The 15,231-nt window shown below is 70.8% G+C and carries 16 protein-coding genes and 1 pseudogene; 3 read left to right on the top strand and 14 right to left on the bottom strand.

Going from position 1 to position 15,231, the window contains the following annotated elements; all coding sequences use genetic code 11:
* Positions 1-37 precede the first annotated feature (37 nt).
* The 5 genes from O7632_RS12045 to pepN all read right to left on the bottom strand — a co-directional run bounded on the left by O7632_RS12045 (position 38) and on the right by pepN (position 5,334).
* A complete protein-coding gene (locus O7632_RS12045; RefSeq protein ID WP_278114061.1) occupies positions 38-904 on the bottom strand; it encodes a DegV family protein in 867 nt (288 codons plus the stop codon).
* A gap of 82 nt (positions 905-986) precedes the next feature.
* On the bottom strand, positions 987-1,616 hold the full coding sequence (locus O7632_RS12040) for a histidine phosphatase family protein (RefSeq protein ID WP_278114060.1): 630 nt from the start codon (positions 1,614-1,616) through the stop codon (positions 987-989).
* A complete protein-coding gene (gene rsfS / locus O7632_RS12035; protein WP_278114057.1) occupies positions 1,613-2,011 on the bottom strand; it encodes a ribosome silencing factor in 399 nt (132 codons plus the stop codon). Before rsfS ends, O7632_RS12040 begins: the two co-directional genes overlap by 4 nt.
* Before the next feature lie 92 nt (positions 2,012-2,103).
* Positions 2,104-2,733, bottom strand: a complete 630-nt coding sequence (gene nadD / locus O7632_RS12030; protein ID WP_278114056.1) for a nicotinate-nucleotide adenylyltransferase — start codon at positions 2,731-2,733, stop codon at positions 2,104-2,106.
* A 57-nt stretch (positions 2,734-2,790) separates the two neighbouring features.
* Positions 2,791-5,334: an aminopeptidase N gene (gene pepN, locus O7632_RS12025; RefSeq protein ID WP_278114055.1), complete on the bottom strand. Its 2,544-nt coding sequence runs from the start codon at positions 5,332-5,334 to the stop codon at positions 2,791-2,793.
* Between the two features lie 111 nt (positions 5,335-5,445).
* On the opposite strand from pepN, the gene O7632_RS12020 reads away from it, so the two are divergent.
* From O7632_RS12020 to O7632_RS12010, 3 genes and pseudogenes are all read left to right on the top strand, one after another.
* Positions 5,446-5,664: a DUF397 domain-containing protein gene (locus O7632_RS12020; protein ID WP_278114053.1), complete on the top strand. Its 219-nt coding sequence runs from the start codon at positions 5,446-5,448 to the stop codon at positions 5,662-5,664.
* A gap of 289 nt (positions 5,665-5,953) precedes the next feature.
* A pseudogene (locus O7632_RS12015) lies at positions 5,954-6,085 on the top strand (SAM-dependent methyltransferase); the annotation flags it as partial.
* 17 nt (positions 6,086-6,102) lie between these two features.
* Positions 6,103-6,510: a hypothetical protein gene (locus tag O7632_RS12010; protein WP_278120565.1), complete on the top strand. Its 408-nt coding sequence runs from the start codon at positions 6,103-6,105 to the stop codon at positions 6,508-6,510.
* Between the two features lie 101 nt (positions 6,511-6,611).
* Here O7632_RS12010 and O7632_RS12005 read toward each other — a convergent pair whose 3' ends face one another.
* From O7632_RS12005 to O7632_RS11965, 9 genes are all read right to left on the bottom strand, one after another.
* Positions 6,612-7,604, bottom strand: a complete 993-nt coding sequence (locus O7632_RS12005) for an NAD(P)-dependent alcohol dehydrogenase (RefSeq protein ID WP_278114051.1) — start codon at positions 7,602-7,604, stop codon at positions 6,612-6,614.
* Between the two features lie 49 nt (positions 7,605-7,653).
* Positions 7,654-7,881, bottom strand: a complete 228-nt coding sequence (locus O7632_RS12000; RefSeq protein WP_278114050.1) for a helix-turn-helix transcriptional regulator — start codon at positions 7,879-7,881, stop codon at positions 7,654-7,656.
* Between the two features lie 3 nt (positions 7,882-7,884).
* A complete protein-coding gene (locus O7632_RS11995) occupies positions 7,885-8,304 on the bottom strand; it encodes a hypothetical protein (protein ID WP_278114048.1) in 420 nt (139 codons plus the stop codon).
* A 125-nt stretch (positions 8,305-8,429) separates the two neighbouring features.
* Positions 8,430-8,834 (bottom strand): hypothetical protein, encoded by a 405-nt coding sequence (locus O7632_RS11990; RefSeq protein ID WP_278114046.1) that lies wholly within the window; start codon positions 8,832-8,834, stop codon positions 8,430-8,432.
* A 60-nt stretch (positions 8,835-8,894) separates the two neighbouring features.
* A complete protein-coding gene (locus tag O7632_RS11985; protein ID WP_278114045.1) occupies positions 8,895-9,356 on the bottom strand; it encodes a GNAT family N-acetyltransferase in 462 nt (153 codons plus the stop codon).
* Between the two features lie 113 nt (positions 9,357-9,469).
* Positions 9,470-10,918: a GTPase ObgE gene (obgE, locus tag O7632_RS11980; RefSeq protein ID WP_278114044.1), complete on the bottom strand. Its 1,449-nt coding sequence runs from the start codon at positions 10,916-10,918 to the stop codon at positions 9,470-9,472.
* Positions 10,919-11,019: 101 nt separating this feature from the next.
* Positions 11,020-11,277: a 50S ribosomal protein L27 gene (gene rpmA, locus O7632_RS11975; RefSeq protein ID WP_278114042.1), complete on the bottom strand. Its 258-nt coding sequence runs from the start codon at positions 11,275-11,277 to the stop codon at positions 11,020-11,022.
* 9 nt (positions 11,278-11,286) lie between these two features.
* Positions 11,287-11,601, bottom strand: coding sequence for a 50S ribosomal protein L21 (gene rplU / locus O7632_RS11970; RefSeq protein ID WP_278114039.1), 315 nt, complete (start codon positions 11,599-11,601; stop codon positions 11,287-11,289).
* Positions 11,602-11,789: 188 nt separating this feature from the next.
* Positions 11,790-15,089 (bottom strand): Rne/Rng family ribonuclease, encoded by a 3,300-nt coding sequence (locus tag O7632_RS11965; RefSeq protein ID WP_278114037.1) that lies wholly within the window; start codon positions 15,087-15,089, stop codon positions 11,790-11,792.
* Between the last annotated feature and the right edge of the window lie 142 nt (positions 15,090-15,231).

Here is a 15,231-nt window from a genome sequence, read left to right as displayed (position 1 = left end):
CGGCTGTGGACAGCCGCCCGGACCGTCGCCGAGTGTGCTATGGCGCGGCGTGCTCACGCCGGTGGACCACTACCGACAGCAGCCCGGGACCGGCATGGGCGGTGACCACCGCGCCGATCTCGGCCAGGTAGCGGTCACCCAGCCGGCTGCCGAACCGATCGGCCAGCGCGTCGCCCAATGCCGTCGCCCGCTCCGGGTCGTCGAGGTGGTGAACGGCGATGTCGACCATGTCGGCGTCGCCGGCCGCGGCGGTCGCCAGATCGACCAGTTTCGCCAGCGCGCGTCCGGCGGTACGCACCTTGTCGCGGAGTACGACCTGACCCTGGTCGACGTGCAGGATCGGCTTCACCGACAACGCGGTGCCGAGCAGCGCCGACGCGGCGGTGATCCGACCTCCTCGACGCAGGAACTCCAGCGTGTCGACGTAGAACAGGGTGTAGGTGCGGGCGGCGGTCGCCGCCGCCGCGCTGTGGACGTCGGTCAGCGGGGCACCCCGGGCAGCGGCAGCGGCAGCGGCCAGGGCGGGAAAGCCGAGTCCCATTCCGGTCGATCCGCTGTCCACCACTCGGATCCGCTCCGGGTCGACCTCGCGGGCGGCCAGCTCGGCGGCGGCGACGGTACCGGACAGTCCCGCCGACAGGTGCACCGAGACGACGCCTGTGGCGCCGACCGCGAACAGGTCCCGGTACGTCGTCGCGAACTGCTCCGGCGCGGGCCGGGAGGTACTGACCGTCGATCTGCGGCTGGTCAACGCGGCGGCCACGGCGGCCGGCGTCAGGTCGATGCCTTCGCGGCGACCCACACCGTCGATCACCACGGTCAGCGGCACCACGGTGAGGTCGTGCCGGCCGGCCAACTCCGCCGGCAGGTAGGCGGTGGAGTCGGTGACGACCGCGACGGGCATCTGGGCACGGTAGCTGATCATCACCGGATCCGCCGGTCGGCGACGGACGACGCCGCCCGGCGGACGCGACCTGACCCGGCGGTCAGGTCGGGGCGGGTATGTCGTGGGTGCCGCTCACCCCGATGTTGTGCGCCCGCAACTGCCAGCCACGTACGGAATCGTGGCGCAACTCCGTCCAGTGACAGTTCTGCAGCGGGGCGACCGTACGCAGGATCTCGGCACCCCAGCCGAGCAGGTAGCCACAGCCCTGGCGGGCGGCGCCCCCGTGGGTCGCGACCACGACCGTACCGCCGGGGGTGGCGTCGGCTGCTTCCTGCAGGGCTTCCCCGACCCGTTTGCCGAGGTCGTCGAGGCTTTCCACCTCGCAACCGGGCGACTGGTCACCAGCGCGCGACCGGGCGTGCTCGGCCGGGAAGCGTTCGGCGATGGTCGGCATGGTCAGTCCCTGCCAGAGCCCGTAGTAGCGCTCCCGCAGCCGTGGATCGGTCCGTACCGGCAGTCCGGTCAACGCGGCCAGGGCGGCGGCCGTGTCGGCGGCACGCCGCAGGTCGGAGGCGACGATGGCGTCCGGCTGCAGGGCGGCGATCAACGGCGCGGCGGCGGTGGCCTGGTCCCGGCCGAGATCGTTGAGGGCGGTGTCGGTCTGGCCCTGCACCCGGTCGGCGGCGTTCCAGTCGGTGTTACCGTGCCGCCAGACGATCAGCCGGGTCATTCGCCGCTACCAGCCTCGGCGTCCACCAGGTCCCGATCGACGAACGGGATGACGGGGCAGTCCTTCCAGAGCCGGTCGAGAGCGTAGAACTCGCGTTCCTCGGCGTGTTGGACGTGCACGACGATGTCGTTGAAGTCGAGCAGTACCCACCGTCCGGCGCGGTCGCCTTCGCGGCGTATCGGTTTGGCCTTTTCCGGCAGACCGACCAGGCTTTCCTCGATGGCGTCGACGATCGCCAGGACCTGACGCTCGTTGGGCGCGGAGGCGATGACGAAGGCGTCGGTGATCGCCATTCGGTCCGCCACGTCAATGACGACGATGTCCTGCGCCTTCTTGTCAGCGGCGGCCTGGGCGGCCGTCAGGGCCAGCTCGCGCGCGCGCTCGGAGGCGCTCATCGGATCACCTCGACAACACTCCTTCAGCTAGACAGCTCATGCTGCTCTAGCCTCTCACACCCGAGCGGTCGACCAATCCTACCATATTGGTCTTATTGCATCAAATCAGGATGAATTGCCCGGGATTCCCCTTGGTACAAGCCCCGTTTGGCGATGTACTGCACCACACCGTCGGGGACCAGGTACCACAGCGGCTTGCCGGCCGCGACCCGTGCCCGACACTCGGTCGACGAGATGGCCATCGCCGGCACCTCCACCAACGTCACCGTGTCGGCCGGCAGATGAGCGTCGGACAGCTCGAACCCGGGCCGGGTGACGCCGATGAAATGGGCCAGTTCGAACATCGCGGCGGCGTCTTTCCAGGACAGGATCTTCTCCAGGGCGTCGGCACCGGTGATGAAGAACATCTGCGCCTTCGGCCCGTACGCGGTCTGCAGGTCACGCAAGGTGTCGATGGTGTACGTGGGACCGTGCCGGTCGATGTCGGCCCGGCTGACCTGGAACCGCGGGTTGGACGCGGTCGCGATCACCGTCATCAGATAGCGGTCCTCCGCCGGACTCACCGACAGCCCGGCCTTCTCCCACGGATCACCGGTCGGGACGAACACCACCTCGTCGAGCGCGAAGCGCTCCGCCACCTCACTGGCGGCCACCAGGTGACCTTGGTGAATCGGATCGAAGGTCCCACCCATGATCCCGACCCGACGGATGCCCTCGTCCATCGACGAATGGTATGCCGGTGATCCACCCGAAGGCCCGGTCGCGTGGTGCAGCCAACACTATCGAGTGCCTGCCCCGGGGCCGTAGGCCGACCTCGCCGCCAACGCCCGATCCAGTTCGTCGGCGGCGTCGACGACCACCCGCCGCAGCCCGGCGGTGAGATCGTCGCGGGCGAGCAGGGCCGCCGCCGCCGACCGGGTCTGCTCGCTGACCGCGTACTGCGGGAACGCCAGCTGCGCCACCCGGTCGGCCAGCCAGGCCGCGCGGCGCCGGGCAGCCGCCGGCAGGTCGGCGACGTAGCGGTCGACGTACGGCGCGGTGAGCTCAGCCTGCTCCGGCTGCCAGAACCCTTCGGCGTACGCCTCGACGATCCGGTTCGACAGCTCGACGTCAGTGACGATCGCCTGCCAGACGCGCTCCTTGCCGGCGGCGTCCGGCAGGGCCGCCCGACACTTCGCGGCCCACTGCTCACCGGCCGCGCTGCGGTCCCGCCCCAGCTCGGCGTCGACGTCGCTCGTCCCGACCTCGCCGAGTACCGCCAGCCGGTACAGCAACGACCAGCGCAACTCCGCGTCGACCACGATCCCGGCCGGCACCGCCCGCCCCGCCAGCCACCCCCGCAACACGTCGGCGTCCCCGCTCGCGGCGATCACACCCCGCGCGGCCGCCAACCGTACCGATCCGCCTTCCGGGGCGGCGGCCAACAGCCGCGCGCAGGCGGCGGCGAGCCGGGCCCGCAGCGCCGGCCGGTCCGCCGGATGCGCGTACCGGTCGATGATCGACCGGCTGAGCCGCAGCACGTCCTCGACGATGACCACCGCCGTCTCGGCCGGCAGGGCCCGCTCGATCAGATCGGCCAACGCGGCCACCGGCCGCTGCGCGTCACGGACCGCGTCCAGGGTGGCGGTCCACGACAGCGCCCGGGCCAGCGGGTCGGAAATGCCGGGCAGCATCGCCGGCAACGCGGCCGCCGACGCCGGGTCGAGCCGCACCTTGGCGTACGCGAGGTCGCCGTCGTTGAGCAGCAGCAGATCGGCCGCTGGCTCGCCGACCAGTTCCGGCACCAGGGTCCGCCCACCGTCGACGTCCGGTTCCAGGTCCACCGCCAGCCGACCCCGCCGCGTCACCGGCTGGTCGGCGGTCGTTCCGGCGTCGAACAGGCCCAGGCCGATCCGGTGCGGGCGCAGCACCGGATGGCTGTCCGGGGCGGTCTGCACCAGCGTGACCTGCTGATAGCGGCCGGCCTCGTCGACGGTCACCTCGGCGCGGATCGTGTTCACCTGCGCCTGGCGTAGCCACCGTGCCGCCCAGTCGGACAGGTCCCGACCGCTGGCTTTGGTCATTGCCTCGAGCAGGTCAGCCAGGGTGGCGTTGCCGAACCGGTGGGCGGCGAAGTGGGCGCGCAGCCCGGCCAGGAACGGTTCGTCGCCCAGCCAGGCCACGAGTTGGCGCAGCACCGACGCGCCCTTGGCGTACGAGATGCCGTCGAAGTTGAGCAGTGCCTGCTCGGCGTCGGCCACCTCCTCCGGCGCGACCGGGTGGGTGGACGGCCGCTGGTCGGCGGCGTACCCCCAGGATTTGTAGAGGATGCCGAAGGTGGCCCAGGCGTCGGTGAACCGGGTCGCTTCGGCGGTCACCCGCACCCCGAGGTACTCGGCGAACGACTCGTTCAGCCACAGGTCGTCCCACCAGCGCATGGTGACCAGGTCACCGAACCACATGTGGGCCATCTCGTGGGCGATCGTGGTGGCCCGGCTCTCCCGTTCGCTGTCGGTGACCGCCGACCGGAAGATGTGGTCGTCGCGGAAGGTCACCAAGCCCGGGTTCTCCATCGCGCCGGCGTTGAACTCCGGCACGAACGCCTGCCCGTACCCGCCGAACGGGTAGCGCACGTCGAACAGCTCGTGGAACCGGTCCAGGCACTGCCGGGTGACCGTGAGAATCTCCTCGATGTCGGCGTCCAGGTGTTCGGCGAGGGACCGTCGGCAGTAGACCGCCAGCGGAATTCCGTCGTGCTCGGCGTGGCGGGCGTGGTACGGCCCGGCGATCAAAGTGACGAAGTACGTGGCCAGCGGCTGCGTCGGCGCGAACTCCCAGCGGCCGTCGACCGGTCGTCCGGTCGGTTGGCCGTTGGCCGCCACCGTCCACTGCGGCGGTGCGGTGACCCGCAGCCGGACCGGGGCCTTCAGATCGGGCTGGTCGAAGCAGGCGAAGATGCGCGGCGCGTCGTCCAGGAACGACATCGCGTACAGGTAGGTCTCGCCGTCGGCGGGGTCGACGAAGCGGTGCAGCCCTTGTCCCGAGTTGGAGTACGCCATCCGCGCCCGCACCGTCAGCGTGTTGTGCCCGGCCAGCCCGGTCAACGGGATCCGGTTGCCGTCGAGCGTCGCCGGGTCCAGGTCGACGCCGTTGAGCCGTACCTGGGTCAGCGTCACGGGGGCGACCTCGACGAAGGTCGCCGCTCCCGGCGCGGCCCGGAACTCGATCACGCCGGTCGAGGCGAACTCGGTGTCGCTCGTGGTCAGGTCGAGGTCGATCGTGTACGACTCGACGGTGATCGTCGCGGCGCGTTCGGCGGCCTCGGCGCGGGTCAGACTCGGCATTCGCCCATCCTGCCGCACGACCCGGGATCGGCGGGGGTTAGCCTGTGCCGGTAACCGGGCGTGTACCGCCCGACATCACTCGCGTGTGTTCCCGTGCAGAAGGAGTCGACGATGGCGCAGCACCCCAAGGGCGATTTCGACCTGTCGCGGGCGGTGTGGCAGCGGGCCGAAGGGGACGACTCCGAGGGCGCGGTCGAGATCGCGTTCGTCGACGACCTGATCGGCATGCGCAACTCGGCCGAGCCGGACGGCCCGATCCTGGTCTTCACCCAGGCCGAGTGGGACGCCTTCGTCGCCGGCGCCCAAGACGGCGAGTTCGACCTGGACTGACACAGGGTTCGCCGTCCGGTCCGACCGCCTCACGGAGCGACGGCTCGGCCAGGCGCCAGGTGCCCTGCCACAGCTGAGGGCGGGGACGAGACCCTGTACGCCGGCAGCGCCACGCACTACGCCGCCGGCCGGATGCCGTACCCGTCGATCCTCGCTGACGACATCCGCCGGGCGCTCGGTCTCGACGGTCGGGGTCGGCTACTCGACGTCGGCTGCGGCCCCGGCTCGTTGACGCTGCCGCCGGCGCCGTTGTTCGAGACGGCAGTCGGCGGTCGACGCGGATGCCGGCATGCTCGCCGAGGCGGCCCGCCGCGCCGACCGGGCGGGCGTTGCCAGCATCGAGTGGCGTCGGCTGCGGGCCGAGGAGCTACCGGCGGATCTGGGCACCTTCCGGGTGGTCACGTTCGCCCAGTCGTTCCACTGGATGGATCAGTCCTGGTGGCGAACCGGGTCCGGGACATGCTCGACCTGGATGGTGCCTGGGTCCACGTCCACGCCACTACCCATCGCGGCGTGGACGGCGCCGACCCGCTGCCACACCCCCGCCCGCCGTGGGACCGCGTCGACGAGTTGGTAGCCGACGACCTCGGGCCGGTACGCAGGGCCGGACAGGGTCTACTGCCCGTCGGGACCCGCTCCGGCGGAGAGGACGTCATGCGCCGGGCCGGCTTCACCGGACCGGCCCGGATCGAGGTCGGCGGCGGTCAGATCGTGAGGCGTACGGTCGACGAGGTCGCCGCTGCGGTGTTCTCCCCTGTCCAGTTCGGCACCGCACCTGTTCGCCGATCGCCTGCCGGCCTTCGATTCGGACCTGCGCGACCTGCTGACCCGATCGTCGGACAGTGACCGGTTCGCGGAGCGGACCAGAGAGATCGCGGTGGTGGATCCAGTGCCCGGGTCAGGTGTCGATCGGCTGATTCGTCGTCGAACTGAGGCGAGTACGGTGGTCAGTCGGCGCAGCGCAGCACGGCCTGGCCGCGTACCTCGCCGGCGGTGACGAAGCGGATCGCCTCGGCCGCCTGCGCCAGCCGGAACGTCCGATCCAGCACCGGTAGGACCGCTCCCGACTCGATCATCCCGGTGATGGTGACCAGGTCGTCGCGGCTGTCGGAGTGGATCACCGGCCGGGTGCGGAGCCGGCGCAGCGGCGCGAGCACCATGCCGCGCAGCCACCGGTCGACGCCCATGAACCACCGGCCGCCGGTACCGCCGACGTAGACGATCCTGCCACCGGGGACCAGCACGCGGGCGCAGTCGGCAAGCGACGGGTTGCCGTACAGGTCGATCAGCACGTCGAAGCGGCGGCCGAGGTCGCGCAGCGCCGTGGTGGTGTAGTCGACCACCTCGTCGGCGCCGAGCCCGGCGACCAGGTCCATCTTGCTGGTCCGGCACATACCGGTGACGTGGGCACCGTACGCCTTGGCGAACTGGACCGCGTAGGTCCCGACGCCGCCGGACGCTCCGGTGATCAGCACCCGGCGGCCGGGCTCATCAGCCTGGCCGGGCCGCAGGCCGCCCCCGTCGCGCACCGCCTGTAGCGCGGTGAAGGCCGCGATCGGCACCGCCGCCGCCTGCTCCAGGGTGAGGTTGGTCGGGACCGGCACCAGTTGCCGCTCCGGCACGGTGGCGTACTCGGCGAAGGTGCTGGCGGCCCAGCCGTACACCTGGTCGCCCGGTCGCAGGGTGGTCACCGCCGCTCCGGTCTCGACGACGGTGCCGGCCAGGTCGTAGCCGGGAATCCGGGACTTCGGTCGACGCCAGCCGGTGACCGGTCGGGCGACGTACGGCAGTCCTCTGGTCAGATGCCAGTCGGTGCCGCTGACCGGCGTGGCGTGTACGCGAACCAGCACGTCACGCTCCTCCGGCACCGGCCGGGGGACCTCGCGCAGGACCATCACGTCCTGCGGTGGGCCGTACGAATCCTGGGTGATCGCTTGCATGGCGGGTCCTCCCGAGGGGGTGGCGATCAATGGCACAGCGGGGTTGTGGTCAGGCGGGTTCGTCGGCGGCGTACTGGAAGACGTCGTCGAGGGGGACCGCGAACACGCGGGCGATCTGGAACGCCATCTCCAGCGACGGCGAGTACCTGCCCTGTTCGATGGCGATCACCGTCTGCCGGGTGACGCCGAGTCGTTTGGCCAGCTCGGCCTGGGTCATTTCACCGTTGGCGAAACGCAGGGCCCGGATCGAGTTGGTCACCCTGGTCGGTTTGCCCATGCGTCACCACCCCCGCCGGTACACGACGATCTTGACGATCGCGCCGATGGAGGTGGACACCACGAACACCGCGTAGATGGCGTTGGCGATCCAGAAGTGGTCGAGTTCGGCCAGGGTCAGCCCGAGCGGCAGGACCATCCCGACCGACAGGATCAGCCCGGAGACGTAGTCGCCCCGCCGATTGATCTCCTTGTCGCGCACGTCAATCTGGTAGGTCTCGCTCGGCGCGGCCATCTCGACCACGATCCGCACGACCATGGCCGCGACGATGGCGACGCCGATCGCCCAGAGCATCGTCGACACGTACGGTGCCTCGACGAGTGGCCCGTCGCCGGCTCGCCGCAGGACGGCCACCGTGTAGCCCACGAACGTGCCCAGGGTGGTCACCAGGAACACCCAGGTGCCCTTCTCCTCGTACGACACGCTGCACCACCAACCAGATGTAAAGAAAACCTGACATCACCAAGGTAAAGTAACCCCGACACGATGTCAATAATCTTTTACACAAGCCGGCAGCAGCCCCCAGCACGCGACATCCGGGAGCAGGTTCAGAGTGCGTCGTCGAGCAGGATGCGCCGTTGATCGGCGGGGGTGACCAGATGCACGCCGAGCAGCCGTACCCCGACCTTGCCGCAGACGCCGTACGCCGCGTGGAACCAGACGCGGTCCGGATCGCTGACCGCACTCGACCCCGGCCTGGTCAGCACGACGAGCATGGCCCCGTTGCCGGCCCGCTCCGCCAACGCGTTGGCGAAGATCGAGACCGCTTGGGCGCAGTCGGTCGGATCCGGGCTGGCGGGAAGATCGTCGACCGGGCAGTGCATCCGCACCCGGTCCTGGTCGTCACACAGGACGAACCGCACACCGTGCCGTCCCCGTTCCCACCGCTCGATGGAGGCGGTCAGATGAGCATCGATAGCCTCGGGGCCGTCCAGAACCGGCGAATCGCTCATGGCATGACATGATCCCACCATTCGCCCGGCTATCGCCACCCCGGGGCGGAGTGCGACCGGTCAGGCCGCGGCCACCGGGATGCGCTTTTCGAAGCAGACGCTGTACGGGTTACCGACGTACTCGCCGTACACCGGGATCCGCGAGTAACCGGCCGACGCGTAGAGGTGCAGCGCGGCCGGCAGATAGCTGCCGGTCTCCAGCCGGAACACCGTGTACCCCGACGAGTACGCCAACTCCTCCAGCGCCGTCAGCAGATGCCGGGCGATCCCCCGACCCCGGTACGCCGGACGGACGTACATCCGCGTGATCTCCACGGTCTGGGCGTCCACCGGTTGGATCGCTCCACAGGCCACCGCCCGGCCGTCCACCACACAGACCAGGTACCGCGCGTCGTCGTGTACCGGGTAGACCACCGGATCGACCGTACGGCCGGCGCGTTCCGCCTCCCTGAGTTCCCGTTCCTGAGTCGCGACCAGAGCGGCCACCTCGGGATCGGTGGACGGGCGACGCTCGATTAACACTCTGTCACGGTAGACAATCCGCATTTCCCGGAGGTTTCGTCCAGTTGGCCGGGATCAGGCCCGACTTCGACAACTTGGCCGGCGTCAGATGAAGCGGAAGCCACACCGGACGGTTACTCTCCGGTATCGTCGTCCCCGTCCCCGTCGATCTCGTCGGCCGGTCGCTGTCGGCGGGCCTTACGGGCAGCGAGCCGTTCGGCGGCGGAGTGCCGGGTCGGCGCTTCGGCGAGCCGGACATCGGTCCCGCGGGAGCTCGGCACATAGTCGACGTCCGCGAAATGGCTCGGCTGCCAGTCGAACTCGTACGTACCGATTCTGACCAGTGCGCCGGGTTCGGCACCCGCCTTGGCCAGCGCGTCCTCCACCCCGAGACGAGCCAACCGGTCGGCCAGGTAACCCACGGCCTCGTCGTTGTCGAAGTTGGTCTGCCGTACCCACCGCTCCGGACGCACGCCGTTGATCCGGAACGCGCCGTCGTCGAGCGGCTCGACGGTGAAGCCGGCATCGTCGACCGCTCTCGGGCGCAGCACGATCCGGGTCGGTTCCAACGGCGGAGCGGCGGCGCGGGCGGCGGCGACCAGTTCGGCCAGCGCGTAGCTGAGCTCCCGCAGACCCTGCCGGCTCACCGCGCTGACGGCGAAGACCCGCAGCCCCCGGGCCTCCAGGTCGGGACGTACCAGGTCGGCCATCTCCTGGCCGTCCGGAATGTCGATCTTGTTAAGGATGACCAGCCGGGGACGGTCGGCGAGACCGCCGTACGCGGACAGCTCCGCCTCGATGGCGTCGATGTCCGCCACCGGATCGCGTCCCGACTCCAAGGTGGCGGTGTCCACGACGTGGGCCAGCACCGCGCACCGCTCGATGTGCCGCAGGAACTCCAGACCGAGCCCCTTGCCCGTGGCGGCACCCGGGATCAGTCCCGGTACGTCGGCGACGGTGAAGGTGTGCTCGTCGACCCGGACCACCCCGAGGTTGGGCACCAGGGTGGTGAACGGGTAGTCGGCGATCTTGGGCTTGGCCGCCGAGATCACCGAGATCAGCGACGACTTGCCGGCGGAGGGGAACCCGACGAGGCCCACGTCGGCCACGCTCTTGAGCTCGAGGACGACGTCGAGCTGGTCACCCGGCTCACCCAACTCGGCGAAGCCCGGCGCCCGACGTCGCGCGCTGGCGAGCGCCGCGTTGCCCCGGCCGCCCCGACCACCCCGGGCGATCTCGAAGCTGGTCCCGGCACCGACCAGGTCGGCCAGCACGGTGCCGTCGAGTGTCTGCACGGTGGTCCCGTTCGGCACCTTGAGCACCAGATCAGCGCCTTTGGCGCCGTCCCGGTTGCCGCCCGCGCCGCCCTTGCCGTTCTCGGCCTTGGCATGCGGACGGAAGTGGAAGTCGAGCAACGTGTGTGCCTGGGGATCCACCACCAGCGTCACGCTGCCGCCATGTCCACCGTTGCCGCCGTCCGGCCCGCCGAACGGCTTGAACTTCTCCCGGTGGATCGACACGCAGCCGTGTCCACCGTTACCGGCCTGTACGTGCAGCACGACCCGGTCGACGAACGTGGTCACGGCCCTGTCCTCTCCTGGTACGGAATCGACTCCGACACGACGAAGCGGGCCGGGACCTCAGGTCCACGGCCCGCTCGACGCGTATGGATCGACGCGAACGCCTACTGCGCCGCCGGCACGATGTTGACCGTCTTGCGGCCGCGCTTGGTGCCGAACTGCACCGACCCGGCGGCCAACGCGAACAGCGTGTCGTCGCCGCCCCGGCCGACCAGGTCACCCGGGTGGAACTTGGTACCACGCTGACGGATCAGGATCTCGCCGGCACTGACCACCTGGCCGCCGAAACGCTTGACCCCGAGGCGCTTGGCTTCGGAATCGCGGCCGTTACGCGAGCTGGATGCACCCTTTTTGTGAGCCATGTCTGGCGCCTACTTCCCGTTCGAGATGCCGGTCACCTTGACCTGGGTCAGCGGCTGACGATGACCCTGGCGCTTGTGGTAACCGGTCTTGTTCTTGAACTTGTGGATCCGGATCTTCGGACCCTTGGTGTGCGCGGCGATCTCGCCGGTCACCGCAACCTGGGCAAGCGCGGTCGCGTCGGTCACCAAGTCGTCGCCATCGACGAGGAGCACTGCGGGCAGCGTCACCGCGTCACCGGGTACGCCGATGAGCTTCTCGACCTCGATCACGTCGCCCTCGGCGACCTTGTACTGCTTGCCGCCGGTCTTGACGATCGCGTACATCGGACGCGGCTCCTGTCGTTTGTCGCTGGCGGATGATGTTCGCGTCGGCCCGTCACACTGTCGGACGAACCGGCCAGTCACGGGCGCGCGGGAACGTGGCGCACCGGGTGCGCCACCGGCAAGCGTACGCCATGCCGGTCCCCGCCCTCAAATCGGTACCCCGACCGAGGGCGGGTGAACCTCACGGTTCAGGGGCGGGTCCGGCGCCGGGTACCACCCCGACGAACCCGACGCCGGCCCACCGAGCCGTTGTCGGACACCGCGTCCCGGTCCGGATCATCGTCGCCGGCCAGATCCGGATCATCGTCGCCGGCCAGCCGGGTCGGCTCCCGCCCGTTGCCACCGTCCGGGGCCAAGTCGACCTCGTACCGGGACAGGTCGTAGCCCATGGTGTCGTCCTCGTCGTCGGTCTCGGCGGTCAACCCGGACACCACGCCGCCGGCCTTCGCGGTGATCAGACCGGACACGGCCGGCCGCTCGACCCGGCCGCCGGGCTCACCGGTGCCGGTGGGCTCAGCCGCACCAGCGGACTCCTGCGCACCAGCGGAGTCGTGGACGCCAGCGGTGTCATCGACGCCACCTGCTCCGCCGATCTCCACCGCCGGACCGGTCCCCTCGACGCCAGCTGAACCGGTGCGGTCGGTCTCCACCGCCTCGGCCGAGTCGACCACGTCGACCACCGGTTCGACGGCCTTGCGGCCCCGTCGCCGACCGGTACCGGCCGACACCGGCACCGGAGCGGTGGCCGCAGCGACCGCCCGTACCTTGTCACCGGCACCGGCACTCGCGCTGGCGCTGGACGTGCCTGCCGCCCTGGGCTTGTCCGGCGCCGGCTCCGTGTGGATGATCAACCCGCGCCCCTTGCAGCAGTCACAGGTCTCACTGAAGGCCTCCAGCAGGCCGGCGCCGATCCGTTTGCGGGTCATCTGCACCAGACCGAGCGAGGTGATCTCCGTCACCTGATGCTTGGTGCGGTCCCGGCCGAGACACTCGGTCAGTCGACGCAGCACCAGCTCACGGTTGGATTCCAGCACCATGTCGATGAAGTCGATGACCACGATCCCGCCGATGTCGCGCAGCCGTAGCTGCCGGACGATCTCCTCGGCGGCCTCGAGGTTGTTGCGGGTGACCGTCTCCTCGAGGTTGCCGCCGGCACCGGTGTACTTGCCGGTGTTGACGTCGATGACGGTCATCGCCTCGGTCCGGTCGATCACCAGGTGCCCACCGGACGGCAGGAACACCTTGCGGTCCAGACCCTTGAGGATCTGCTCGTCGATCCGACGCTCGGCGAAGATGTCGACGACCCCGGCGTGCCGACGAAGCCGAGGCAACAGATCCGGCGACACGTGCGCCAGGTAGGACTCGACCATCTCGTACGCCGTGTCGCCCTCCACGACGAGCTCGCGGAAGTCTTCGTTGAACAGGTCCCGCACGACCCGGATGACCAGATCCGGCTCCTCGTACAGCAAGGTCGGCGCGCCACCGCCGGTCGCCTTGGCCCGGATGTCGTCCCACTGCGCCTGCAGCCGCTTGACGTCACGGGCCAACTCGTCCTCGCTGGCGCCTTCGGCGGCGGTCCGCACGATGACACCGGCGCCGTCGGGCACCAGCTTCTTGAGGATGTCCCGCAACCGCTTACGCTCGGTGTCCGGCAGCTTGCGGCTGATCCCCGACGCGTTGCCGTTGGGTACGTACACCAGGTGCCGGCCGGACAGCGCGATGTGGCTGGTCAACCGAGCGCCCTTGTGCCCGATGGGATCCTTGGTGACCTGGACGAGCACCGAGTCGCCGGACCGCAACGCCTGCTCGATCGACCGGGCCCGCCCCTCCAGACCGGTGGCGTCCCAGTTGACCTCCCCGGCGTACAACACGGCGTTGCGGCCGCGCCCCACGTCGACGAACGCCGCCTCCATGCTCGGTAGAACGTTCTGCACCTTGCCCAGGTAGACGTTGCCGGCCATGGTGCCGGAGGTGGCACGAGTGACGTAATGCTCGACCAGGACGCCGTCCTCGAGCACCGCGATCTGGGTCCGGTCGCCGCGCTGGCGGACCACCATGTCCCGGTCCACGGCCTCACGTCGGGCCAGGAACTCCGACTCGCTGAGGATCGGCGGCCGGGTACGGCGCTGTTCCCGCCCGTCGCGGCGACGCTGACGCTTGGCCTCCAACCGGGTCGACCCGGACACGCCCTGCACCTCGTCGGCGGTCTTGCGCGGCTCGCGGATCTTCACCACCGTCGGTACGCCGTCCTCGGCACCCGACTCCGGATCGCCCGCCCCCCGGCGACGCCGCCGACGACGACGGCGGGTCAGCCCGTCGCCGTCACCGTCGCCGTCACCACCGCCGTCGGCGTCGGCGTCGCTGTCGTCGGCCGCCGGCTCGTCGACCGCGCCGACCGGCTCGGTCTCGTCGACGCCGTCGTCCTCGGCACCGCCCTTGCCCCGGCCCCGGCCACGGCGTCCGCGACGGCGCCGACGGCGTCCCGCCGGGGTGTCGTCGTCATCGTCGTCGTCCTCGTCGAGCGACTCGGTCGAGGCGGCGGCCGCCGCCGGCTCGTCGACGTCGGCGGTCGCCGCGCCGGCCACCGACTCGGCGTCGCCGTCCGCGCTGCGCCGGCCGCGCCGCCGCCGACGGGTCGGCTCGGTGTCCGCGGCGGCCGGCTCGGGTGCCGGCGGCTCGGCCACGGCCGGCTCGATCGAGGTCGAGCCGGCCGGACCGGCCGAGCTGGCAGAAGCGGTCGATGGACGCGCCGCGCCGGCGGGCGGCGGTGCCTGCGGGTCCGGCGCCATGAACAGCACCACCGGCGGACTGGCCGCAGCCGTACGACGGCGTCGGGTCGGCGGCGTCGGGTCGGCCGCCGAGTCGCTCTCGTCGGACACCTGACCGGGCGGGGTGGGTGCCGACTCGCCCACCGGCGGTTCGGTGACCACGGGCGAGCCGACAGGCCGGGCCGCCGCCAACGCGGGAGCGGCCGATCCGGGTGCGGGTTCGCTCTCCTCGACCGGGACCACCACCGGCTCCGCGACCTTCTTGCGGCGTCGGGTGACCTTCTTCACCGGTTCCGCCGACCCGCTGGCCGGTTCGCCGGCGGTGGCGGCCGGCGGTGCGGCGCTGGTGGCGGATCCGGCCCCGGCGGACCCTGCCGTGCCGGCGGACTCCCCGCCGGTCGGTTCCGGGCCGCCGCTGGTCTCGGCGGCGTCGCTGGTGGCCTTCACCGCGGTCGTACGGCGACGACGTGTCTTGGGTGCCGCCGGTGGTTCGCCACCGGCCGGATCACCGGACGACGATGCGCCGGCGGACGGGCCGCCAGCCTCGGCTGCGGCGGCCTCGGCAGCAGCGGCCTCGGCAGCAGCGGCCTCGGCAGCAGCGGCCGCCTTGGTGCTGCGCCGCCGGGTGGCCTTGGCCGGCGCGGTACGAGTGGTGTCGGTGGTGTCGCTGACCGGTTGCACGCCGGTCAGGTCACCGCCCTCGGGCTCGTTGTCGAGCATCGGACGTTCTCCAGTTCTGGCCGCCCCGGGCGCGGGTGAGCGCTGCCACGCAGGGTTGCCGCAAAGGTGTTCCGGCGGACACGCCGCTGAGCTCCCGGCCCGGTTGGGCGAAAGACCCGGAGGCAGACCGCCGAAGTCTGGC

It is taken from the genome of Solwaraspora sp. WMMD406 (assembly GCF_029626025.1).
Lineage (GTDB): Bacteria > Actinomycetota > Actinomycetes > Mycobacteriales > Micromonosporaceae > Micromonospora_E.
Note: the sequence above shows the minus strand (reverse complement) of the source record. Positions and strands in the feature narration are given on the sequence as shown.